The sequence below is a fragment of the Mesorhizobium sp. P2_E7 genome, assembly GCF_056403855.1.
On sequence record NZ_JBFUER010000001.1, the window covers coordinates 530,137 to 549,978 of the forward strand.

Below are 19,842 nucleotides of genomic sequence, written 5' to 3' on the forward strand. Positions count from 1 at the left end.
CTACCTCAGCAGCGATTGCGAGGTCGCCGACAGGCGCAACGTTTCGCTTGGTTTGGCGATGGCCGACTGCGCCGCCTGCAGGAACGCCTGCCACTGCGGCGCGTTCGCCGGGGCTGCCTCGTGGCGACCATGCGCTTCGACACTGTCGAAACCCGTCACGGCGATGAAGACGTTTTCGCCCAGGCGCACGGGCAGGCGGGGAAAGCTGTTTTCGGCGTGTTCGGTGATGAAGGCCCCGAGCAATCTCTCGCCGGCGGCCGCAAGGATCGGACCTGCATCCGTTTCAAAGCGGCCGGCGAAATCGGCCCCGGCGCCAGGCCGCAGATGATGAATCCGGATGACAACAACACCGGTCAAGCGATTGTCTGTGCTCGGCTTTCCTTCCTTTGGCAAAGCACCTCGCTGCGCGCCAGACAGGTCGAAATCGGCGCCTTGCCATGCCGGCTTCAAGAGCAGCACATCGTCGGAATCGATCATCGTCGCATTGGCGGCGTCGCGGTGCGTCGTCCACACCGGCCCGTCATAGAAGGCGGTGAGCGCCTCCTTGCGCGCTTCCATGTCGTCAAAACCGCGCAGCCAGACGAACATGTCGGGCCGGTCGAGGTCGCGAAACTGGCCGATGATGGTCATCCCGGCGTCTTCCTGGCCTTCGATGAACCGACCGTCGAAGATGTCGATCAGCGTCTCGCGCTGGCCGGGCTTCAGCGTGTATTGCCGCAACTCGACGACCCGCGAAGCGAGCAGACTGGTCGTTGCAGGCACATTCAGGGGCACGGTCATTGGTGTCGTCTCCAAAACAGGATGATCATCCGGTTTATAAAACAGACCGGTTGTCCTGTTTTGTCAATCTGCTATCGTTTGCAAATGTCAGCAGAGATTGCTCAGGTCCCAAACGGGCCGCCGCGAAAACGCACCAACGATCCCGAAGGCCTGCGCAACAAGGTGCTCGATGTCGCCGAAGCGTCGTTCCAGGCGCGCGGCTACAATGCCTCCAGCTTCGCTGACCTGATGGCGGCAGCCGGCGTCACCGGCGGCGCGCTGCATCATCATTTCCCGACCAAGAAGGCGCTCGCTTTGGCGGTGATCGAGGAGCGGGTGGCTGCCGCCCTCGACGAGACCTGGATCAGCCCGGTAAGGGCGGCTGATACGGCGCGCGAGGGCGTGCGCGTGGTCTTCGAAGCGGTGGCGTCAGAGCTCGAGCAGCAGGGTTTCGTGCGCGGCTGTCCGCTCAACAATCTGGCGCATGAATTGTCGCTCGCCGACCCGGATTTCCGCGCCGCTTTGGCCGGCATCTTTGCCGGATGGCGCCAGGCGGTCGCCGACAAGATCAGGGCCGATCAGCAGGCGGGGAGGGAGCAGGGCACCAACCCCGAACGCTTTGCGGCACTCGCCATCGCTGCCTATTCCGGCGCCATGTCGATGGCCAAGACGACGCAGGACGCCAGCGTGTTGCGCGATTGCCTGGCCGAGCTTGAGCCAAGCCCAACGCCGCCATTCCCGAGCCTGGCGAAGCGACGTCGCAGGATCCTGTTGCTGCCGGGAAAACCTTGAGGCCAGTACAGCGCTGTCCTAATTGGAAAGCGGTTTGATCGTCTCGTAACCGTTCACCGATTCCGAGCTAGTGCCTTCGTCGTAGCGCCGGGCGAGAGCCGCTTGCAGATCGGGCGCATAGAGCGCGGTGAATGTGTCCAGCGTTTCGCCGGCGCCGTTCTTGAAGGTCTCCTGGACAGCCAGCACATTGTATTTGCAGCCGCCGACGCTGAACGTCTCCTTGCCTTTGACGACCAGGCTCAGTGTCTTGGTGCTCTTCGGCTGCTTGTTCGGCGACAGCTCGACGAATTCCATCGTGCTTTTTGCCCCGGTCTTCAGCGGAAACAGTTTTCGCAGATCCGAAAACGGGATCGACGCCACCCGACCGGTATCGCTGTCGCGAAGCACTTCGACCAGGCCGCGGAACAGGTATTGCGTCTGCGGGGATTGCGATTCGTAGGCGTTGGTGACGGAGACCATGTCGCCGGCCACCGGCCGAAATTCGCTGCGGACGCCGGGCATTTCCAGCACGAATCCGGCTTTGGCGGATTTTGCGTCGACGCAATCGGCGGCATGCACCGCGCTCGCCGACAGCAACACAACCAAAATCGTACCGATCGATGCGGTTTTCATGCTTCCCCTCTGCTCAGTCTGCCAGCGGCTAATATTAGCAAGAAATGCCGGAACTATGGTGCACTATTGATTGCCAATCGTGGCAACTGGACGGCGGGGCACCGGCTGTGCTGAAACTCAGACCATGAACCGCATCTCGACCCGGCGCAATTTCCTCGCACAGGCAGCTGGCCTCGCCATGGCTGGCCTGCTGCCGCGCGCCGCCTTTTGCCAGACCGGAAAGCGCATCCAGCCTATCGACGCCACCTTCCTGTTCATCGCCGATGTCCACGCCTGTCGCATGGCGAGCGGCTTGAGCCCCAATTGCCTGCAGGAAGGCAAGACGGACGCCGCCCTGTTGCGCAATGTCGCGGCCCTCAATGGTTTGGCCGACCGGCAATGGCCGGCCGAGATCGGCGGCGTTGCCACCGGTCTGCGTTCGGCCGGCGGCCGCATCGGCGCGCCGCTCGGCCTCGTCGTCGGCGGCGACATCACCGACGATGGCGGCGGCCAGATCACCGAACCCAGCGAAGGCACGCAGCTTTTGCAGTTCAGCCAGCGCTATCAACAGGGCGTCGGCCAGGACCGTGTGCACATGCCGGTCTATGTCGGGCTCGGCAATCACGATCTCGACCAGAACGGCTCGCCGCCGCACGTCGACTGGTACCGGCGTGAATTGCGCGACTATGTCGAGGTCAACCACCGCCCCGGCGTGTTCTTCAAGCCGCCGGTGCCAGCAACCGAATATGATGTCGACACCGACTGCTACTCCTGGGACTGGGGCGGCCTGCATCTCGTCCAGACGCATCGATTTGCCGGCGACACCGGCCACGGCGCGGTGAGCAGCCTGCCATGGCTGAAGCAGGATCTGGCGACCTACGCCGCGGACGGCCGACCCGTCATCCTGTTCCAGCACTATGGCTGGGATACTTTTTCGGTCGAGCGCTGGGATCCTGCCAAGCGCACCTATGACGACGAGGGCTCAGGCGCGCCGCATTGGTGGAGCGAGGCCGACCGGCAGGCGCTGCTGGCGGCGCTGAAGGGCTACAATGTCATCGCCATCTTCCATGGCCACCAGCATGAAGTGCCGATGATCTACAACGGCGATGGCCTCGACCTGTTCAAACCCAAGGCCGCCTTTATGGGTGGCTTCGCGCTGGCCAGGGTAACCGGCGATGCAATGGATGTAGTGCTGGGCGAGGCGACCGATGATCATGGCGAGGTCAAGTTCACCAACGCCTTCAGCAAGAAACTGACCTTCTGACGAAAAAGGCGGCCTTAAGCCGCCTTCTTCATTGCCTGCAAAGATCGGATCAGAACGCCTTCTTGACCTTTTCCTTCACGTCGCCATAGGCCTTCTGCACCTTGCCGGCGATCTTGTCGGCCGTGCCTTCGGCCTCGGTCTGCCTGTTGCCAGTCGCCTTGCCGGCAGCCTGCTTGACGGAGCCTTTGACCTGTTTGACCACGCCGGCAACCTGATCCTTGTTCACCATCTTTGCATCTCCTGGGATTTCATCTGCAGGAGGCAAACGGATAGGCGTGGCTTAGGTTCCGTGTGCAGCCGTTCATCGTCGCATTGGTCGCTTATCTGGTCGCCGAAGCGCTTTGCCGCCGTCTCCTCGAGTGGCTAGTGTGACGAAAATTTTGGGGAGACCGTCTTGGCCGAATTCACGCTCATCATCGCCAACAAATGTTTTTCGTCCTGGTCGCTGAGGCCATGGGTGGCGATGAAGCATCTGGAGATACCGTTCGAGGAAGGTTTTGTACGCCTGCGCACGCCCGAAACCTTTGCCAATCTGGCGAAAGTGTCGCCGACCGGCCTCGTGCCGGTGCTGAATCACAATGGCAGGATCGTCTGGGAAACCCTTGCCATCCTTGAATATCTGGCCGACCTGTTTCCCGAGAAAAAACTCTGGCCCGATGATGTTGGCGCTCGTGCCTTGGCGCGCTCGGTGGCGACCGAGATGCATTCCGGCTTTCGCGAGGTGCGCTATGGCTGGCCGATGAATTTGCGCCGGCCAAAGGGGCACAAGCCGCTCGACGCCGAAGGCGAACTGCAGCGCGCGCGGATCGAAACGATCTGGCGCCAGTGCCGGGAACAACACGGCAAGGGCGGCCCGTTCCTGTTCGGCCATTTCACCGCGGCAGATGCCATGTACGCACCGGTCGTCACCCGCTTCGACACCTATGGCGGCGAACTGGCGCCGGATACACGCGCCTATGTCGACGCGGTGCTGGCAACGCCGGCGATGCGGCACTGGTATGCGGAGGCGGCTAAGGAGACGTGGCCGGAGCCCGGCCCGGACGAATAGGGCTGCACTTCGGGAGCAACCGATGGCCAGCAAGGCAGAGACCAAGGTGCCCAAAATCTTCCATTGCCGGCTGATCCCGCCCCGGCCGGACTTCGCCTTCACCATGACGGGGGAGGAGAGGGAGCTGATGGGCAGGCATGCCGACTATCTCAGAGGCAAGCTGCGCGAAGGCACCATGATTTTGGCCGGCCCGGTCGCTGACCCGGCTGGCCCCTGGGGGCTGCTGATCCTGCGTGTCGGCAGCGAAGCCGAGGCGAGGGCGGTGACCGACGGCGATCCAGTGTCGAGTTCGGGCCGCGGTTTCCACTACGAGATCCTGCCGCTGATCAGCGCGATCCTGTAGGCTGCTCCGGCCACAATATGTCCAGCATCTGCGGCAACAGGTCGTCTAGCAGATGCTGGGACTTCGCCTCCGGTGTGAGCTTCGAAAACTTGCCGCTCAGCGCCAGATGGGCAAAGCCGTGCACGGTTGACCAGGCTGCCAGCATCGTGGCGCTCGTTGGTGCGTCAAGCTCGGCATCCTCGGGCAGCCCGCGCAAGGCAAGAATCGTGCGGGCGATCGGTACCTTGGCCAGTTCGGACGCCGCCGCCAGCCGTGCGTCGTCCGGCAGCAGAAGATCATATCGGAACATCAGCTGGAAGCGGCCGGGATAGGCCAGCGCAAAACGCACATAGCCGGCCGCCTGCTGTTTCAGCCGCGCGGTCGCGCTCTCGGCCGACCCCTCAACCTCGATATGGCGGGCGAGTTCCTCAAAACCGAGAATGGCAACTTCGGTCAGCAGCCCGGCGGAACTGCCGAAATGGTGCGCGGGGGCTGCAGGCGATACATGGGCGCGCCGCGCCGCCTCGCGCAGCGTAAAACCTTCGAGGCCGCGCTCGGCGAGTATGGCGTCCGTCGCCTTGATCAAGGCATCCCTGAGGTCGCCATGGTGATAGGCGTCACGCGCTGTTTCGACGGCCATTTCATTTCTCCCGCAGCCCCAATCTTTACAATGTACAGATTCTACGCTATTTGTCACTTAACACTGTTAAGATGGCCGCACATCAACCCCAGGAGACATCCCCCAATGTCTACCCAGTTCGTATCCACTTACAGCTTAGCTACCCAGCCCTCGTCTGCAGCCTTGTCGGCAATCCCGCATGCCGCCGTCAATGATCCTCCTGCACCAAGTCGCTGGACAGCCGCCGATATTCCCGACCAGTCCGGGCGCACGGTCATCGTCACCGGCGCCAACAGCGGTCTCGGCTTCCAGACGGCGCTCGAACTTGCGCGCCACGGCGCCCATGTCGTGATGACCGCGCGTGACGAGGAAAAAGGCCGAGCCGCAAAAGCCCGTATCGAAGCCGAGCGTGTCCCCGGCTCACTCGAATTGCGCAAGCTTGATCTTGCCGATCTTGACGATGTGAAGCGCTTTGCCGCCGGCATCATCGCAGACGGATTGGCCATCGATGTGCTGGTCAACAATGCCGGCGTCATGATGCCGCCGCGCAGTCTGACCCGCCAGGGGTATGAGCTGCAGTTCGGCGTCAATCATCTCGCCCATTTCGTGCTGACGGCGCTTCTCATCGATCGTCTGGCGCAAAGTAGCGACGGGCGGGTTGTCACCGTCAGCTCCGACCTGCACAAGCGCGGAAATATCCATTTCGACGACCTTGTCGGCGCTCGGAACTACGGCCGCATGTCGTTTTATGCCCAGTCGAAATTCGCCAATGTGCTGTTTGCCCTGGAGCTCGACCGTCGCCTGAAGGCCGTGGGCTTGCCGGTGCGCAGCCTGCTCGCCCATCCCGGCTATTCCGCCACCAATCTGCAGCTGAGCGGCCCGACCGGCATCCTCAAACTGTTCATGCGCTTCGGCAACCGCTTCTTCGCGCAGGACGTCACGATGGGCGCACTCAACCAGCTTTACGCGGCAACCGCACCGACCGCATCAAGCGGGCAGTTTATCGGGCCGGACGGCAGGCGCGAAATGAGCGGCTATCCCTCGGTTGTCCAGCCGATCGACGCGGCCCGCGACCCTGATCTCGCCAAAAGACTGTGGCAGCTGTCCGAGGATTTGACCGGGGTCCGCTTCAACCTCGCAAACCTGGGGTCCACCCATGCCGTCTGACATCCTTCGCTTCTTCCGCGCCTGGATGTTCGATCCGCTGCGTGTTGCTTCGATCACGCCGTCAAGTGCTGCGCTGGCAAGGCTGATGGTTTCCGAGATCGGTGCCGCGACCGGATCGGTGATCGAACTCGGGCCGGGGACGGGCGTCTTCACTCAGGCTCTGATCCGGCGAGGCGTCAGTGAGGACAGACTGATCCTGGTCGAAAAGGGCGCCGAGTTCGCTGCGATGCTCGGCCAGCGTTTTCCGCGAGCGCGCCTGCTGCGCATAGACGCGGCCGACATCGGCGACGCGATCGGGACGCAGTCCGCGCAGGCCGGCGCGGTGGTCAGCGGCTTGCCGCTATTGTCCATGCCGGCCAGGACGGTGGCGGCCATTGTGGCCGGATCGTTCGCGCATCTGCGCGATGACGGCTCTCTCTACCAGTTCACCTACGGTCCGCGCTGCCCGGTCCCCGGCGAGCTGCTGGAAGGGCTCGGCCTCGAAGCGACACGGATGGGACGCACGCTGAGGAACATTCCGCCGGCGACGGTCTACCGCATCGCGCGCCGCCCGGTTGCGCTGCAAGCGAACCCCGCCCGGCCGCCGGGCATCACAATGAAGCGGGAAAGAGCTTAGGGCACATACAAGAACGCCTCTCGCACCATTTAATGTGCGGGAGGCGTCCTTTTGCCAGCATTCTGAGATTGCTCTCTGTACTGCTGACACCATAAAAATGCGCCGGCTTAGGATTGGTTCCGGCCTTGGGCATTTTTTTTAGCCTGCCTTATCCTGCGCCGGCTCGCCAGTTGAGGCGTCATCCCTTGACATCTCCAGGTTGAATTCTGGTCGCAGGAAAACCAGAAATTGACTCGGCGCCAAAAGAAGTCTACAAGACATATGTCGATATTTGTTTGACCGACTTTTGTTATCCGCGCACACCAAGCGCGCCTTTGACGAACTTCCCCATCAAAAATCGAGACAAACGCTGTTGTGCAGTCGCGCAATGGTGAACGAATATTTGCCAGGGAAAGGGTTCTTCATGGCCACCGGCACAGTGAAATGGTTCAACGCCACCAAAGGTTTTGGTTTTATTCAGCCTGACGACGGCTCCGCCGACGTTTTCGTCCACATCTCGGCCGTAGAGCGCGCCGGCATGCGTGACATCGTCGAGGGTCAGAAGCTCGGCTACGAGATGACCCGCGACAACAAGTCGGGCAAGATGTCCGCCGACCAGCTGAAGGCGGCCTGATCAAGAAATTCAGCCTTCCGGTGACCACGGATGTACTGGCACCGATGAAAGGCTGAAAGGAGTGCCTTGCGCATCCAACTGGATGCGCGGCGCTTCCATGGAAGGTCAGGCGGTGCCTGGCCTTTTTCATTTTGCGTGTCATGCCGCTAAAAGTGCGCTGCACGCAGGCCGGAACGTGCTAAGGGACGCTCCAGCAATCTGAACCGCCCATATTGCCCCGATGCCGTATTGCCTTTGGTCGTGAGCAACGACCGGTCTCGTTCTATCGGCACCAGGCTCCCGACAGGAGAAAGTTTTTGACCACTCAATCGAAGACCGCCGACCAGGCCGGCTCGCTGTTCAGCAAGACGCAGACCCAGTCGATGTCACTCAACCGCATCCTGTCCGAGCGTGATGCCGTCAGCGAGGCACGGGAAGCCAAGACCGCGCGCTTGCGCGAATTGCGCAAAGAAAAGGAAGCCGACGAGATGGCGGCGGCCGCAGCACTTGTGGCGTTGCCGAAGCGGGCAGGCAAACGTTGATGGCCACCAAGCGCGTACCGCCTAAACTGATCGACGCCGATTCGACCATCGCGTCCATGGTCGAAGGCCTGGACAAGCCGGTCGAATATGTCCGCCGCGTGCTGGAAAAGCTCGAGCGCTGCAAGCGCGCGCATGGCGATGCCCAGGTGCGCGTCGGCGTGCGCGGCCGCGCCGAAGCTCCGAACTACCTGATTGAATATATTCGCGAGGACAAAAAGACCCAGGAGCGGGTGACCTACCAGGACGCCGCCTATAGCGGCAGCACCCATCGCGAGCTGGCAGCGCACCACATTGCGGAAGCCAGGAACTGGTCGCCCGAGGAAATGAACATCACGGCGGTCTCGGCGCTGATCGGCCGCTTGCGCAATCCGCGCGCACCATCATCGCGTTTTTCCGACGAGGACTGACATGGCCATAAAGTTTTCCGCCAAGGACCAGCCGGCAGTGCCGGCTGCCGCTGCAAAGCCGGCCAAGCCCGCTGCCGCGCCGAAGGCCGCTGAACCGTCCGCGACCGATCTGTTCGAGGCGCCAGCCGCCACGCCATCGCGCAAGGCAGGCAAGAAGAAATAGCGCCTTGCCGCCCCAGGCCGATCGCAATCTCGCTGGGCTGGCCGCTTTGGCCGCCAGGGACGTTTTGTCACTGGAACAGAGCGCTGAGCCGGTTTTCGACTGCCAGAGCTGCGGCGCCTGCTGTTCCTATTCGGCCGAATGGCCACGCTTCTCGATGGAAGACGATGCGCAACTCGACCGGATTCCGGAAAAGTTCGTGGCGGCCGACCTGTCCGGCATGCGGTGCGAGGGCGTTCGCTGCACGGCGCTGACCGGCGAGGTCGGCAAGCACACAGCCTGCGGCATTTACGAGATCCGCCCCGACGTCTGCCGCGCCTGCATGCCCGGCGGCGACGATTGCCTGATGGCGCGCAAGGCGCACGGGATGGTGCTCACTATTCTCCCCCCTTGAGGGGGAGATGTCGCCGAAGGCGACAGAGGGGGTCGTTGCGCGTGGAGCGCCGACGCCTTCGTAACGAAAGAGGGCGTTGGCGCTCCAAGCGAGACGACCCCCTCTGGCCTGCCGGCCATCTCCCCCTCCAGGGGGGAGATCAAGCTCACGGGCGCTTGCCTCATCCCACATCCCCCGATAGCTTCCGCCACGGGCAGGGCGTTGGAGGATCCATGAGCATCGAATTCCTGTTGACGTCGCTGATCGTCGTGGCTTCGCCTGGCACCGGCGTCCTCTATACGCTGAGCGCTGGGCTTTCGCGCGGGGTGCGCGCCTCGATCATTGCCGCTTTCGGCTGCACGCTCGGCATCATCCCGCATATGGCGGCCGCCATCACCGGCCTGGCGGCGCTGCTGCACACCAGCGCTGTCGCCTTCGAGACGCTAAAATATCTCGGCGTCGCCTATCTGCTGTACATGGCCTGGAACACGCTGAAGGAGAAGGGCGGCTTGAGCGTCGACGAAAACGCAGCACCCCGTTCCGCTGCCAAGGTCATCACCTCCGGCATTCTGATCAACATCCTCAACCCGAAACTGTCGATCTTCTTCTTTGCCTTCCTGCCGCAATTTGTCAGCACCACCGAAACCAACGCCTTCGCCAAGATGCTCGAACTCTCGAGCGTCTTCATGCTGCTGACCTTCGTCGTCTTCGTCGCGTACGGCATCTTTGCCGCCTCGATCCGCAGCCACGTCGTGTCGCGGCCGATGGTGCTGACCTGGATGCGCCGCACCTTCGCCGGCGCCTTCGTCATGCTCGGCGCCAAGCTGGCGCTGGCCGACCGGTAGAATTGCCAGCCCTCGGCCTAAAGCACCTCGTCGCTGCCGGACCCCGTCCGGATGCCGAGGCGCCAGGCCGAGGGTGGAACACCGATCATTTTCTTGAAGGCGCGGCTGAACGCCGCCTCGGACTCGTAGCCGATTTCGGCCGCGATACTGGCCATGTTGCTGTTGCCGGCGCTGAGCAGTTCCGAGGCAATCTGCATGCGCCATTTGGCGAGATAGTGCATCGGCGGCATACCGACGAGCCTGGTGAAGCGTTCGGCAAGCACCGTGCGCGACAAGGCGCAGTCCTTCGCCAGCGCCTCCACCGTCCAGTTGTACGCCGGGCGGTCGTGGATCAGCGCCAGCGCCTTTGCCAGATGCGGATCGCGCAGGCCCGCCAGCCAGCCCGTGTGCTGCGGCGGCAGCGATTCCACGTATCGGCGCAGCACGTCGACGAACATCAGTTCGCTGAGCTTGGTCAGCATCGTTTCACTGCCGGCGCGTTTTTCCGCCACTTCCGTGACAGCCAGCTTGATGAACTGGCCGAGCCAGCTGCCATCGCCTTTCGCGTCTCCGGCCTTGATCACCGGCGGCAATGCCTCAAGCAGGGGATTGAACGGCTGGGCGTCGCAGGCGAGGTAGCCGCAGACCAGCCTGGCCGACATTGCCCCGTCGCCGGCGCAGTTGATGTAAAACGGCATCCGGCCGGCGGTCGCGATGTCGAGCACGTCGGCTGTCGGCGGATCGGCACGCAGCGCCGGATTGCTCGACATGATGTGCGGGTCGCTCCGGGTGAAAACCACGACCTCGCCGGCCTCCAGCGCGATCGCTTCCTGGCCGACGATGCGCGCGAAGCAGCGGCCGGCCGTCACCACATGGTAGGAAATCAGATGATCCGCGCCGGGCAGAATCTTCGGCAAGATCGATGATGGCGCTGGCGAGCAGACGGCCCACGGCTCGTGGCCCTCAATGTCGAAAAACGTCGCGCCGGTAAGACGTACCGTCTTCAACAGGTCAGACAGAGCATCCCCGGCCATTCCGTTTGTCCCGCACCCAACCGGCAAGCCGGTCGGACATCCCTTTCCAGTTCCGGACGCGCTGTCAAGCAAGGCGGACGCCGCATCATTCAGTTTGCGGCCGCAACGCTTAAACCCCCACCAGTGCCCAGCGCTGCCGAAAGCAGGCGCTGGGGCGCAGTCGAAACCAACCAAGGACAAAAGTCATGACGGTACATAGAGGCGGGTGTTTTTGCGGCGCCGTGGAGATCGAAGTGCAAGGAACGGCTGAGGCAATGGGCTATTGCCACTGCAGCTCCTGCCGATCCTGGTCGGCATCTCCGGTGAATGCCTTCACGCTGTGGAAGCCGGAGAACGTCAAGCTCACAAAGGGCGTGGAGTTCCTGTCCGGCTTCGAGAAAACCGAAATGAGCGATCGCCAGTTCTGCACGAAATGCGGTGGTCATCTGATGACCGCCCATCCGCCGCTCGGCCTCGTCGACGTTTATGCGGCGACGATTCCCGGCGTGAAATTTACACCTGGGCTTCACGTCAACTATGCCGAAACGGTGCTGCCGATGAAGGACGGTTTGCCCAAGCTGCGAGATTTCCCGGCGGAACTCGGCGGCTCCGGCATCGCCGTGCCGGAGTAAGGCCACCGCGGTTCGCCATTTTGACAACGACTATTCAAGACAGGAGATAATCCATGGAAATCGCAACATTTCGCGCCACGCAGGAGCCGATCAAGGATCTCTACCGCAGGGATGCGCAGGCCGCGTTTCTCACGTTGAAGGCCAAAGGAGTCGCCGACGCATCGACCGTGACCTGCAAGGTCGAGACCGGACGCGGGCTGGCGCTTGCCGGCATTCATCCGATGGCTGGTGGCAGCGGCCGGGAACTCTGCTCCGGCGACATGCTGCTGGAGGCGCTGATCGCATGCGCCGGCGTCTCGATGCGGGCGGCCGCAGCCGTGCTCGACATTCCGATCAGGTCGGTTGAGGTCTCCGCGGAAGGCGACGTCGATTTTCGCGGCACGCTGGGTGTCACCGAAGGCGTGCCGGTCGGCTTCAAGGAAATCCGCCTGCGGTTCGATATCGACACCGAGGCTTCGCAGCACCAGCTTGACCAGTTGCTTGAACTTACCGACCGCTACTGCGTGATCTTCCAGACCATCCAGAACAGCCCCAAGACCACGGTGAAGCTGCAAAAGGTCGTGCAATAACGAAACAGCAGCCTGGAATCTCTACCCTGCCGGGCGAGATTCCGGGTTGATCCCGCATCGTGCCAAGGCCTATCCCTTCACGTAGCCCATCGCCTCGACGATCCGCCCGTCCGCGACGCGCATCAGATTGACGCCGCGGATGGAGTTGCCGTCGGGCATGAAATAGCGCCAGCGGATGGTTGCCCTTTCACCGGCAACGAAGGTCTCCTCGAGGTCGAAGCGCGTGCCGGGCTGGATGGCGATTGCCGACCATAGGGCAACGCATGCTTCTTTGCCGGCATGGCGGGCGCCGTCCGGTGCATGCACCGTGTTTTCGATGACGCAGTCCTCGGCGACCAGTTCGCCGAGCGCCGTTGGATCGTGCAACTGGAACACATCGTTGAAGCGCTGCATGATTTCGGCCGTCTGCCCGGAGCGTTCATCCGGATGAATGTTCGTGATGCTGTTCTGGTCCATCTCATATCTCCTGGTTTTCATTGTTTCGTGGCAGTGGTGGCGACGAGCTCGGCCTTAAGCGCGATGTTCGCAACGCCGGCCAAAGCGCGAGAGACGAGGCAGGTCGTCTTCGCCGTCTCCGCCATGCGCTGGAATTCGGCAGGCTCTAGGCCCGGGATGTCGGCTTGCGTTTCGAGATCGATGCGCGTGATCGTCGGTCCCGCGGCGGTCGCACCGAGATGGACCTTGGCGGTGGTGTGGATGGTGCTGGCAAAGTGGCCGTCCTGGCCGAGGATGAAGGTCAGCGCCATCGAGAAGCAGCCGGCATGGGCCGCGGCTATCAGTTCTTCCGGATTCGTGCCTGGGCCGTTTTCAAAGCGCGACGGAAAGGAATAGGCGCCTTCAAAGACGCCGCTGCCCAGCCGCAGCCGGCCGGCACCTTCCTTCAGCGTCCCTTGCCACTCTGCCTGGGCTTCACGGATTGTCATGGTCGTTCTCCTGGGATCGAGGTTGAAAATGATGAGCGGGCAAACGGGTCAGGCGCCGTCGATGACGACCTTCCCGAAGATGTCGCCCTGCTGGAAATAGCGATAGGCATCGGCGGCTTCGGCGAAGGGGAAGACCTTGTCGATGACGGGCTTCAGGCGATGCTGCGAGACGGCGCGCAGCATCGTCTCGAGGTTCGTCCGGCTGCCGACGAACAAGCGGCTGATGGTGACGAGGCTGCGCTGGTAAAGTGCTGCCGGCATCTCGATCGATCTGCCTTTGGCATCCTGCAGCGTCAGCAGCACGATGTGCCCGTAAAGCGTGCTGGCGATCAGCGACTGTGCGAAGGTGGCCGGGCCGCCGGTTTCAACGACGAGGTCGATGCCGCCGGTCTGTTCGCGCACCCAGCCGCCCCATTCCGGCGTGTCGGTGCTGGAGACAACCAGGTCGGCGCCCAGCGCTCGCAGCCTGTCGGCCTTCTCGGCGCGCGACGTGACAGCCACGACGCGGCAGCCTGCGAGTTTGGCGAACTGCAGCGCAAACAGCGCTACGCCACCCGAACCGATGACCAGAACCCATTGACCTGGTTTGAGAATTCCAGGTCCCGTCACCGCATTCCAGGCCGTCACGCCGGCGCAGGTCAGCGTCGCCGCCTCGTGCCAGCTCAGATGATCGGGCAGGCGCGCCGCCCATTGCTCGTCGAGCACGGCATATTCGGCCAGCATGCCGTCCAGCGTGCAACCGAGCTGGTCGATCAGCCCGGCATTGATGCGGCCGTCGATCCAGCGGGCGAAGTAGCTGCCGGTGACGCGGTCGCCGACGGCAAAGCGGCTGACCTGATCGCCAATCGCGACGACCTCACCGGCGCCGTCGCTCAACGGAATGACACCCTGGCGCGGCGGCAGCGGATAGGTACCGCCAAGGATCATGGTGTCGCGGCGATTGAGCGAGGTGGCGCGAACGCGGATCACAATCTCATGCGGTTTTGGTTCTGGCCGCGCCGCGTCTCGCATCGCCAGGGATTCGGCCCCGCCGGATCCTTCGAGACGGTAGCTGCGCATATCGTTTCTCCCCAAAGTATGTAGACTGATCTACATATTATGTAGACCGGTTGTCATATTTTCTGCAAGGCCTATAATGGCCGCTGCTGACAGAGGCTGACATGGCAAACGACACCCGCACCCGCATACTCGAGACGACGGCGCTGCTGCTGCGGCAGCGCGGCTATCACGGCACTTCGCTCAACGATATCTTGAGCGCCAGTGCTGCACCGCGGGGCTCGCTCTACTTCCATTTTCCCGGCGGCAAGGACCAGCTGGTCATCGAGGTGACGCGCGACAGCGTCGCCGACGTGACGAAAAGGCTTGGCGAGGCGCTCGCCGCCGAGAGCGACCCGGCGGTGGCCGTCCATCACATCTATCAGTCGGTCGGGCGCATGCTGGAGGACAACCAGTTTTCGCTGGGCTGCCCGATCGCGCCGGTGGTGCTGGATTCGCCGACCGACCTGCCGGAACTGGCGGAACTCTGCCGATCGGCTTTCGAGCAATGGATCGGTCTTCTGCGGGAGGCCTTCGTCAGGGCAGGGGTGCCCGAGCGTCGCGCGCATGCCTTGGCGCTACTGGTCGAATCCTCGCTGGAAGGGCTGATGGTGATCGCGCGGGCCACCCGCGACCGCGCCCCGCTGCAGGCAGTGGCCGACGAAGTGGCGGCGCTGATCGAGGCCGCCGTGCCGGCTGGAGGAGAAACGCAGCGACGTGCGGATGCCGCCGTGTGAGTCCTCGGCAGCAAAAACAAAAAGGGCGCCTTTCGGCGCCCTTTCGTATGCACAAGCCAGATGGCTTGGATTAGAAATCCATGCCGCCCATGCCGCCCATGCCGCCGCCGCCCATGCCGCCAGGCATGCCGCCGCCAGCCGACTCCTTCTTCGGAGCCTCCGCGATCATGGCTTCGGTGGTGACGAGCAGGCCGGCGACCGAGGCCGCGTCCTGGAGAGCCGTGCGAACGACCTTGACCGGGTCGACGATGCCCATGGCGATCATGTCGCCATACTCGCCGGTCTGGGCGTTGTAGCCGTAGGTCGCGCCCTTGTTGTCGAGGATCTTGCCGGCAACGATCGAAGCTTCAGCACCGGCGTTCGAGGCGATCTGGCGGGCCGGAGCCTGCAGCGCACGACGCACGATGTTGATGCCAGCGGCCTGGTCGGCATTGGCGCCGGCAGCCTTGATGTTGGCCGAAGCGCGCAGCAGGGCGACGCCGCCGCCTGCAACGATGCCTTCTTCCACGGCCGCGCGGGTCGCGTTGAGGGCGTCATCGACGCGGTCCTTCTTTTCCTTGACTTCGACTTCCGTCGCGCCGCCGACGCGGATCACCGCAACGCCGCCCGCGAGCTTGGCCAGACGCTCCTGCAGCTTCTCCTTGTCGTAGTCCGACGTGGTCTCTTCGATCTGCTGCTTGATCTGGGCAACGCGGCCCTGGATCTCGGCCTTCTTGCCGGCGCCGTCGACGATGGTGGTGTTCTCCTTGGAGATCGACACCTTCTTGGCGCGGCCGAGCATGTTGAGGCCGACGTTCTCGAGCTTGATGCCGAGGTCTTCCGAGATGACCTGGCCACCGGTGAGGATGGCGATGTCTTCCAGCATGGCCTTGCGGCGATCACCGAAGCCCGGCGCCTTGACGGCGGCGATCTTCAGGCCACCACGCAGCTTGTTGACGACCAGCGTGGCCAGAGCCTCGCCTTCGACGTCTTCCGAGATGATGAGCAGCGGCTTGGAGGTCTGCACGACGGCTTCGAGAACCGGCAGCATCGCCTGGAGGTTGGAGAGCTTCTTCTCGTGCAGGAGGATGTAGACGTCCTCGAGCTCGGCAACCATCTTGTCGGCGTTGGTGACGAAGTACGGCGAGAGGTAGCCGCGGTCGAACTGCATGCCTTCGACGACTTCCAGCTCGGTCTCGGCGGTCTTGGCTTCTTCAACCGTGATGACGCCTTCGTTGCCGACCTTCTGCATCGCTTCCGCGATCATGGCGCCGACCGACTCGTCGCCATTGGCCGAGATCGTGCCGACCTGGGCAACTTCCTCGGAGGTCTTGATCTTCTTGGCAGCCTTGCCGAGAGCCGCGACGACTTCGGTCACGGCCAGATCGATGCCACGCTTCAGGTCCATCGGGTTCATGCCGGCGGCAACCGCCTTGTGGCCTTCCTGGACGATCGACTGCGCCAGAACGGTCGCGGTCGTGGTGCCGTCGCCGGCGATGTCGTTGGTCTTCGAAGCAACTTCGCGGACCATCTGCGCGCCCATGTTCTCGAACTTGTCCTCAAGCTCGATTTCCTTGGCGACGGTGACGCCGTCCTTGGTGATGCGCGGTGCGCCGAACGACTTGTCGATGACGACGTTGCGGCCCTTGGGGCCGAGGGTCACCTTCACCGCGTCGGCGAGGATGTTGACGCCGCGCAGCATGCGCTCACGGGCGTCGCGGGAGAATTTTACGTCTTTAGCAGCCATTTTCAGCTCCTGGCAGGGGCTTGCGATCAAGCCCGGAATTCAGTTGACGGTGAGGCCGATGATCAGCCGATGATGCCCATGATGTCGGATTCCTTCATGATCAGAAGGTCTTCGCCATTGAGCTTGACTTCGGTGCCCGACCACTTGCCGAACAGGATGCGGTCGCCAGCCTTGACGTCCAGCGGGACCAGCTTGCCAGCTTCGTCACGAGCGCCGGAGCCGACGGCGATGATCTCGCCTTCCTGCGGCTTTTCCTTTGCCGTATCCGGGATGATGATCCCGCCGGCGGTCTTGGATTCGGATTCGACCCGGCGTACGACCACGCGGTCATGAAGCGGGCGGAACTTCGACTTTGCCATTTTTTCTTCCTCGAATGAGAACGGTGAGAACAGTTCCTCCATCCGGCGATGCCGGACATCAGTTAGCACTCACCAAGGGAGAGTGCTAACGTGGCGGTGAGATAGGCCTGTGGCTTGCGAGAGTCAAGGCGCGCGGGAAGGGGCAATCGCGCGAAATTTTTCCAATGCTGCCACGCTATAGTGGAAAATCCGGGTCGCCGCCCAAATCGAGCAGCAGGCTGTCCACTTCGATACGCTGGGGTGCTCGCCCACCAGGTGTCATCCGACCAAAGCAGTCCTGCAAACCCTACCGGCGTCGCGGCGATTCAAGCACCAGCAGAGGGCATCGTTCCGCCAGCCCATAGGTCCCTGTCGGGGCGAGGCGGACATTGTCAAAAAACCGGCTCGCCTCTTCGAGCAGCGTTGCCGCCGGGGCGAAGCTGTAGACCGTCTGCGAATTCGCGTAGACGTCGATGGTGCCGATGACCGGCATATCCCATCCGGTCGTGGCGGCAAGGACGTCCCGGTCGGCAAACATCGCATCGAAGGCGTCAAGGATCACCCGCACCGGAATGGCCCGGTCGGGATCGCTGCCGGCACATGCCATGGCAATGCGCCATTTGAGTTCGTGGAAGGTCGCGACGCCACCGGAAAGCGCCAGCGCCCGGACCTCTTGCGGATCGTCCGGCGCCTGCGGGCTTGCATAGGTCCGCAATGCCGCCCGAGCGCCGGGCCGCAGCACACGCGCGATCTCGGCAAGCAGGGCTTGGCGTGCGACCGCGGACCCCAGCGCCGACAGGCAGCCGTCGCCGATCACCGCGCCGGCACTGTCGTCGCCCAGCGGCAGCTCCAGCCAGTTGCCGATCACCGCCTTGCGCGAGGCGGTATCGCCCGGCCAGATGCCCGCTATCATGGCAGGGGACTCGTCGACCGCGAGCATGGTCCGGCCGAGACCGGCAAGTTCCGGCGTGACCCCGAGCAACACCACATCGACCGATTGCAGGCCGAGTTCGCGCTCATAGGCGGCGACGGCTTCCGGCGGCGGACACAGCGGCGACCCGAGAAGCCGCCAGTGACGGCGAATTGCGTCCCAATGGCCAGTCATGCGGAACGGCTTGGGGAATGGCTGGACATATTTCCTTCCAAGCTGTTGGTTGCCTTGCGAATTACCTTTTGCATGGAGAGGTCGTGGCCCGCATTGCCGTCATAACGCATGAATATGACCCCTTCCAGAGCCGGCATGGCCTGCTGTTGCGCCAGGACAGCCCCTACATGCTGTTCGACATCCTTGCGGAGCTTAAACGGCGCGGTCACTCCGTGCGGATCCAGCGTGGACCTTCGGCAAAGCATGACGCCGATATTGCCGTCCTGCATGTCGACGCGACCGTGACGCCATCGGACTATGTCGAGTACGCGCGCGGATTTCCCTTTTGTCTCAACCTCGGTGCAACCGACATTTCCAAGCGCTGCATCAGCGGTGCGATCCTCGAGCAGGGAGCCGGCTGGGGCGGCGAGGTCATCGTCAAGAGCAACCTCAATCATTGGGGGATGCCTGAGGAGCAGATCAATCGAAAGTCCGTTCGCGCCGGCAAGGCCGCACCTTTTCCGAGCGCGCAGACTTTCGATCGCTATCAGGTCCATGCCTCGCTGGCCGATGTGGCGCCGGAGATTTTCGGGCGTACCGACCTCATTGTGGAAAAGTTCATTCCCGAAATCGAGCCCGACGGTTTTGCGGCGCGGTTCTGGATATTCTGCGGCGATCGGGAGCGCTGCACCCGCTACGTCTCGCCGCAGCGTCTGGTCAAGGGCGACGATACCATTCGCCGCGAGCCGGTTCCGGTTCCCGACGAGCTGCGCGCCCTGCGTCGGAAGCTCGGCTTCGACTACGGCAAGTTCGACTTTGTCGTGCATGAGGGCAGGGCGGTGCTGCTCGATGCCAACAAGACCCCCGGCCGCGCCAGGAACCTGTCGAAGATCGTCGCCGCCGGCACCGCCAACCTGGCCAACGGCTTCGAAAACCTTATCCGCCGGGCCGTACAGCGCTCAATCGGGCGCTAGACGAACAGCCGCAACTGCGTGTGGATGATCGAGCGATAGTCCTCGATGGTGTGGCGGCTTTCGGTTTCGTCCTGGGTCAGCGCCATGCGCACGACGCCGCCGGCAAGCTGGAAGATCAGAAACACCATGCGCCCGAACTCTTGGCGCCGCTCCGGCGCCAGAAACGGCCCGACATGGTCACAGAACATCGCCGCCTGGCGCCGGGTTTCGGCGATGTCGAGATTTTGCAGCGCCTTGTCGGCCTGGATGGCGTTCTGCAGGTCCTGGATGGCCGGGTCGCCGGCAACGCGTTCATAGTAATCGTCGAGCAGCCGGTCGGCGGCGGCAATGACGTCGCCCAGCCCGCCAATATCGGCAACGATAACGGCAAGGCGGGCGCGGCTCACTTCGGAGAAGCGTTCGTAGAGCATCGCCAGGATCGCCGACTTGTTGGGGAAGTAGTGATAGACGGTGGCGATCGGCCCGCCGGCCAGTGCGCCGACTTCCTTCATGGTGACGGCGTCGATGCCCTTTTCGCCGATCAGCCGCATGGTCGTCGCCAGAATGGCGTCGATGCGCTCGCGGCTGCGCTCCTGCTTCGGCCTGCGCCTCGGTTCGGTCGCCGTTCTCACTGCTTCGCTCATGCCGCCACCCTCTCGATCGTCAAGACCATTCGATCCCCAGCCTTGCTGATGCCGAGTCCCACTAATGATTGACAAACGAATATGATCGAGTATCAGTTTCTAAATACTGACA

At 63.0% G+C, this 19,842-nt stretch carries 28 protein-coding genes; 16 read left to right on the plus strand and 12 right to left on the minus strand.

What is annotated here, in order from left to right; translation table 11 throughout:
• A complete protein-coding gene (locus AC1DYC_RS02715) occupies positions 1–780 on the minus strand; it encodes an NIPSNAP family protein (RefSeq protein ID WP_477403755.1) in 780 nt (259 codons plus the stop codon).
• Positions 781–864: 84 nt separating this feature from the next.
• On the opposite strand from AC1DYC_RS02715, the gene AC1DYC_RS02720 reads away from it, so the two are divergent.
• Positions 865–1,551 (plus strand): TetR/AcrR family transcriptional regulator, encoded by a 687-nt coding sequence (locus AC1DYC_RS02720; RefSeq protein WP_477403757.1) that lies wholly within the window; start codon positions 865–867, stop codon positions 1,549–1,551.
• A gap of 18 nt (positions 1,552–1,569) precedes the next feature.
• On the opposite strand, the gene AC1DYC_RS02725 is transcribed toward AC1DYC_RS02720, so the two are convergent.
• Positions 1,570–2,163 carry a hypothetical protein gene (locus AC1DYC_RS02725; protein ID WP_477403759.1) on the minus strand — a complete coding sequence of 198 codons (594 nt, stop codon included), beginning with the start codon at positions 2,161–2,163 and terminating at the stop codon, positions 1,570–1,572.
• A 124-nt stretch (positions 2,164–2,287) separates the two neighbouring features.
• On the opposite strand from AC1DYC_RS02725, the gene AC1DYC_RS02730 reads away from it, so the two are divergent.
• Positions 2,288–3,406, plus strand: a complete 1,119-nt coding sequence (locus AC1DYC_RS02730; protein ID WP_477403761.1) for a metallophosphoesterase — start codon at positions 2,288–2,290, stop codon at positions 3,404–3,406.
• Between the two features lie 49 nt (positions 3,407–3,455).
• On the opposite strand, the gene AC1DYC_RS02735 is transcribed toward AC1DYC_RS02730, so the two are convergent.
• Complete coding sequence (locus AC1DYC_RS02735; protein ID WP_352590276.1) at positions 3,456–3,635, minus strand: CsbD family protein; 180 nt, start codon at positions 3,633–3,635, stop codon at positions 3,456–3,458.
• A 165-nt stretch (positions 3,636–3,800) separates the two neighbouring features.
• Between AC1DYC_RS02735 and AC1DYC_RS02740 the strand changes: the two genes are divergently transcribed.
• Positions 3,801–4,454, plus strand: a complete 654-nt coding sequence (locus AC1DYC_RS02740; protein ID WP_477403763.1) for a glutathione S-transferase family protein — start codon at positions 3,801–3,803, stop codon at positions 4,452–4,454.
• Between the two features lie 22 nt (positions 4,455–4,476).
• The gene (locus AC1DYC_RS02745; RefSeq protein ID WP_477403765.1) at positions 4,477–4,797 is read left to right on the plus strand and encodes a YciI family protein; all 321 of its coding nucleotides are present in this window, start codon (positions 4,477–4,479) and stop codon (positions 4,795–4,797) included.
• Here the strand turns inward: AC1DYC_RS02745 and AC1DYC_RS02750 are convergent.
• Positions 4,781–5,416, minus strand: a complete 636-nt coding sequence (locus AC1DYC_RS02750; protein WP_477403767.1) for a TetR/AcrR family transcriptional regulator — start codon at positions 5,414–5,416, stop codon at positions 4,781–4,783. The two genes, AC1DYC_RS02745 and AC1DYC_RS02750, sit on opposite strands and share 17 nt — an antisense overlap.
• A 105-nt stretch (positions 5,417–5,521) precedes the next feature.
• On the opposite strand from AC1DYC_RS02750, the gene AC1DYC_RS02755 reads away from it, so the two are divergent.
• The 8 genes from AC1DYC_RS02755 to AC1DYC_RS02790 all read left to right on the plus strand — a co-directional run bounded on the left by AC1DYC_RS02755 (position 5,522) and on the right by AC1DYC_RS02790 (position 10,097).
• On the plus strand, positions 5,522–6,562 hold the full coding sequence (locus AC1DYC_RS02755; protein WP_477403768.1) for an oxidoreductase: 1,041 nt from the start codon (positions 5,522–5,524) through the stop codon (positions 6,560–6,562).
• Positions 6,552–7,178 carry a class I SAM-dependent methyltransferase gene (locus AC1DYC_RS02760; RefSeq protein ID WP_477403770.1) on the plus strand — a complete coding sequence of 209 codons (627 nt, stop codon included), beginning with the start codon at positions 6,552–6,554 and terminating at the stop codon, positions 7,176–7,178. Before AC1DYC_RS02755 ends, AC1DYC_RS02760 begins: the two co-directional genes overlap by 11 nt.
• Before the next feature lie 403 nt (positions 7,179–7,581).
• Entirely contained in the window at positions 7,582–7,791 is a 210-nt protein-coding gene (locus AC1DYC_RS02765) for a cold-shock protein (RefSeq protein WP_023671502.1), read from the plus strand.
• A 296-nt stretch (positions 7,792–8,087) separates the two neighbouring features.
• Complete coding sequence (locus AC1DYC_RS02770; protein ID WP_477403772.1) at positions 8,088–8,312, plus strand: hypothetical protein; 225 nt, start codon at positions 8,088–8,090, stop codon at positions 8,310–8,312.
• Positions 8,312–8,719 (plus strand): hypothetical protein, encoded by a 408-nt coding sequence (locus AC1DYC_RS02775; protein WP_477403774.1) that lies wholly within the window; start codon positions 8,312–8,314, stop codon positions 8,717–8,719. The genes AC1DYC_RS02770 and AC1DYC_RS02775 overlap by 1 nt, the downstream gene beginning before the upstream one ends.
• 1 nt (position 8,720) lies before the next feature.
• Positions 8,721–8,882 (plus strand): hypothetical protein, encoded by a 162-nt coding sequence (locus tag AC1DYC_RS02780; RefSeq protein WP_477309568.1) that lies wholly within the window; start codon positions 8,721–8,723, stop codon positions 8,880–8,882.
• A gap of 4 nt (positions 8,883–8,886) precedes the next feature.
• Complete coding sequence (locus AC1DYC_RS02785; RefSeq protein WP_477403776.1) at positions 8,887–9,273, plus strand: YkgJ family cysteine cluster protein; 387 nt, start codon at positions 8,887–8,889, stop codon at positions 9,271–9,273.
• A gap of 212 nt (positions 9,274–9,485) precedes the next feature.
• On the plus strand, positions 9,486–10,097 hold the full coding sequence (locus tag AC1DYC_RS02790) for a LysE family translocator (RefSeq protein WP_477403778.1): 612 nt from the start codon (positions 9,486–9,488) through the stop codon (positions 10,095–10,097).
• Positions 10,098–10,114: 17 nt separating this feature from the next.
• Here AC1DYC_RS02790 and AC1DYC_RS02795 read toward each other — a convergent pair whose 3' ends face one another.
• Positions 10,115–11,284 carry an AraC family transcriptional regulator gene (locus AC1DYC_RS02795; RefSeq protein WP_477403780.1) on the minus strand — a complete coding sequence of 390 codons (1,170 nt, stop codon included), beginning with the start codon at positions 11,282–11,284 and terminating at the stop codon, positions 10,115–10,117.
• A gap of 11 nt (positions 11,285–11,295) precedes the next feature.
• Between AC1DYC_RS02795 and AC1DYC_RS02800 the strand changes: the two genes are divergently transcribed.
• Together AC1DYC_RS02800 and AC1DYC_RS02805 are read left to right on the plus strand one after the other, a co-directional pair.
• Entirely contained in the window at positions 11,296–11,721 is a 426-nt protein-coding gene (locus tag AC1DYC_RS02800; RefSeq protein ID WP_477403782.1) for a GFA family protein, read from the plus strand.
• Positions 11,722–11,774: 53 nt separating this feature from the next.
• On the plus strand, positions 11,775–12,290 hold the full coding sequence (locus tag AC1DYC_RS02805) for an OsmC family protein (RefSeq protein ID WP_477403784.1): 516 nt from the start codon (positions 11,775–11,777) through the stop codon (positions 12,288–12,290).
• 69 nt (positions 12,291–12,359) lie between these two features.
• Here the strand turns inward: AC1DYC_RS02805 and AC1DYC_RS02810 are convergent, their stop codons facing one another.
• From AC1DYC_RS02810 to AC1DYC_RS02820, 3 genes are read right to left on the minus strand one after another with little or no spacing between them, the layout of a single operon-like run.
• The gene (locus AC1DYC_RS02810) at positions 12,360–12,746 is read right to left on the minus strand and encodes a nuclear transport factor 2 family protein (RefSeq protein WP_477403786.1); all 387 of its coding nucleotides are present in this window, start codon (positions 12,744–12,746) and stop codon (positions 12,360–12,362) included.
• 17 nt (positions 12,747–12,763) lie between these two features.
• Positions 12,764–13,213 (minus strand): OsmC family protein, encoded by a 450-nt coding sequence (locus tag AC1DYC_RS02815; protein WP_477403788.1) that lies wholly within the window; start codon positions 13,211–13,213, stop codon positions 12,764–12,766.
• 48 nt (positions 13,214–13,261) lie between these two features.
• Positions 13,262–14,272: a zinc-dependent alcohol dehydrogenase family protein gene (locus AC1DYC_RS02820; RefSeq protein ID WP_477403790.1), complete on the minus strand. Its 1,011-nt coding sequence runs from the start codon at positions 14,270–14,272 to the stop codon at positions 13,262–13,264.
• Between the two features lie 101 nt (positions 14,273–14,373).
• Here AC1DYC_RS02820 and AC1DYC_RS02825 point away from each other — a divergent pair, with 101 nt between their 5' ends.
• Positions 14,374–14,985, plus strand: coding sequence for a TetR/AcrR family transcriptional regulator (locus AC1DYC_RS02825; protein ID WP_477403792.1), 612 nt, complete (start codon positions 14,374–14,376; stop codon positions 14,983–14,985).
• Between the two features lie 70 nt (positions 14,986–15,055).
• On the opposite strand, the gene groL is transcribed toward AC1DYC_RS02825, so the two are convergent.
• The 3 genes from groL to AC1DYC_RS02840 all read right to left on the minus strand — a co-directional run bounded on the left by groL (position 15,056) and on the right by AC1DYC_RS02840 (position 18,154).
• Complete coding sequence (groL, locus tag AC1DYC_RS02830) at positions 15,056–16,711, minus strand: chaperonin GroEL (protein ID WP_112564873.1); 1,656 nt, start codon at positions 16,709–16,711, stop codon at positions 15,056–15,058.
• Positions 16,712–16,773: 62 nt separating this feature from the next.
• Entirely contained in the window at positions 16,774–17,070 is a 297-nt protein-coding gene (gene groES / locus AC1DYC_RS02835; protein WP_006203049.1) for a co-chaperone GroES, read from the minus strand.
• A gap of 286 nt (positions 17,071–17,356) precedes the next feature.
• On the minus strand, positions 17,357–18,154 hold the full coding sequence (locus AC1DYC_RS02840; RefSeq protein WP_477403794.1) for a class I SAM-dependent methyltransferase: 798 nt from the start codon (positions 18,152–18,154) through the stop codon (positions 17,357–17,359).
• An 83-nt stretch (positions 18,155–18,237) separates the two neighbouring features.
• On the opposite strand from AC1DYC_RS02840, the gene AC1DYC_RS02845 reads away from it, so the two are divergent.
• On the plus strand, positions 18,238–19,107 hold the full coding sequence (locus tag AC1DYC_RS02845; protein WP_477403796.1) for an ATP-grasp domain-containing protein: 870 nt from the start codon (positions 18,238–18,240) through the stop codon (positions 19,105–19,107).
• On the opposite strand, the gene AC1DYC_RS02850 is transcribed toward AC1DYC_RS02845, so the two are convergent.
• Entirely contained in the window at positions 19,104–19,730 is a 627-nt protein-coding gene (locus AC1DYC_RS02850; protein ID WP_477403798.1) for a TetR/AcrR family transcriptional regulator, read from the minus strand. The genes AC1DYC_RS02845 and AC1DYC_RS02850 overlap by 4 nt on opposite strands.
• Positions 19,731–19,842 lie beyond the last annotated feature (112 nt).

What these genes read in the sequence shown, in the direction of transcription:
- AC1DYC_RS02715 (WP_477403755.1), bottom strand. Translation starts at nt 780, where the DNA reads ATGACCGTGCCCCTGAATGTGCCTGCAACGACCAGTCTGCTCGCTTCG.
- AC1DYC_RS02720 (WP_477403757.1), top strand. Translation starts at nt 865, where the DNA reads ATGTCAGCAGAGATTGCTCAGGTCCCAAACGGGCCGCCGCGAAAACGC.
- AC1DYC_RS02725 (WP_477403759.1), bottom strand. Translation starts at nt 2,163, where the DNA reads ATGAAAACCGCATCGATCGGTACGATTTTGGTTGTGTTGCTGTCGGCG.
- AC1DYC_RS02730 (WP_477403761.1), top strand. Translation starts at nt 2,288, where the DNA reads ATGAACCGCATCTCGACCCGGCGCAATTTCCTCGCACAGGCAGCTGGC.
- AC1DYC_RS02735 (WP_352590276.1), bottom strand. Translation starts at nt 3,635, where the DNA reads ATGGTGAACAAGGATCAGGTTGCCGGCGTGGTCAAACAGGTCAAAGGC.
- AC1DYC_RS02745 (WP_477403765.1), top strand. Translation starts at nt 4,477, where the DNA reads ATGGCCAGCAAGGCAGAGACCAAGGTGCCCAAAATCTTCCATTGCCGG.
- AC1DYC_RS02750 (WP_477403767.1), bottom strand. Translation starts at nt 5,416, where the DNA reads ATGGCCGTCGAAACAGCGCGTGACGCCTATCACCATGGCGACCTCAGG.
- AC1DYC_RS02755 (WP_477403768.1), top strand. Translation starts at nt 5,522, where the DNA reads ATGTCTACCCAGTTCGTATCCACTTACAGCTTAGCTACCCAGCCCTCG.
- AC1DYC_RS02760 (WP_477403770.1), top strand. Translation starts at nt 6,552, where the DNA reads ATGCCGTCTGACATCCTTCGCTTCTTCCGCGCCTGGATGTTCGATCCG.
- AC1DYC_RS02765 (WP_023671502.1), top strand. Translation starts at nt 7,582, where the DNA reads ATGGCCACCGGCACAGTGAAATGGTTCAACGCCACCAAAGGTTTTGGT.
- AC1DYC_RS02775 (WP_477403774.1), top strand. Translation starts at nt 8,312, where the DNA reads ATGGCCACCAAGCGCGTACCGCCTAAACTGATCGACGCCGATTCGACC.
- AC1DYC_RS02780 (WP_477309568.1), top strand. Translation starts at nt 8,721, where the DNA reads ATGGCCATAAAGTTTTCCGCCAAGGACCAGCCGGCAGTGCCGGCTGCC.
- AC1DYC_RS02790 (WP_477403778.1), top strand. Translation starts at nt 9,486, where the DNA reads ATGAGCATCGAATTCCTGTTGACGTCGCTGATCGTCGTGGCTTCGCCT.
- AC1DYC_RS02800 (WP_477403782.1), top strand. Translation starts at nt 11,296, where the DNA reads ATGACGGTACATAGAGGCGGGTGTTTTTGCGGCGCCGTGGAGATCGAA.
- AC1DYC_RS02805 (WP_477403784.1), top strand. Translation starts at nt 11,775, where the DNA reads ATGGAAATCGCAACATTTCGCGCCACGCAGGAGCCGATCAAGGATCTC.
- AC1DYC_RS02810 (WP_477403786.1), bottom strand. Translation starts at nt 12,746, where the DNA reads ATGGACCAGAACAGCATCACGAACATTCATCCGGATGAACGCTCCGGG.
- AC1DYC_RS02815 (WP_477403788.1), bottom strand. Translation starts at nt 13,213, where the DNA reads ATGACAATCCGTGAAGCCCAGGCAGAGTGGCAAGGGACGCTGAAGGAA.
- AC1DYC_RS02820 (WP_477403790.1), bottom strand. Translation starts at nt 14,272, where the DNA reads ATGCGCAGCTACCGTCTCGAAGGATCCGGCGGGGCCGAATCCCTGGCG.
- AC1DYC_RS02825 (WP_477403792.1), top strand. Translation starts at nt 14,374, where the DNA reads ATGGCAAACGACACCCGCACCCGCATACTCGAGACGACGGCGCTGCTG.
- groL (WP_112564873.1), bottom strand. Translation starts at nt 16,711, where the DNA reads ATGGCTGCTAAAGACGTAAAATTCTCCCGCGACGCCCGTGAGCGCATG.
- groES (WP_006203049.1), bottom strand. Translation starts at nt 17,070, where the DNA reads ATGGCAAAGTCGAAGTTCCGCCCGCTTCATGACCGCGTGGTCGTACGC.
- AC1DYC_RS02840 (WP_477403794.1), bottom strand. Translation starts at nt 18,154, where the DNA reads ATGACTGGCCATTGGGACGCAATTCGCCGTCACTGGCGGCTTCTCGGG.
- AC1DYC_RS02850 (WP_477403798.1), bottom strand. Translation starts at nt 19,730, where the DNA reads ATGAGCGAAGCAGTGAGAACGGCGACCGAACCGAGGCGCAGGCCGAAG.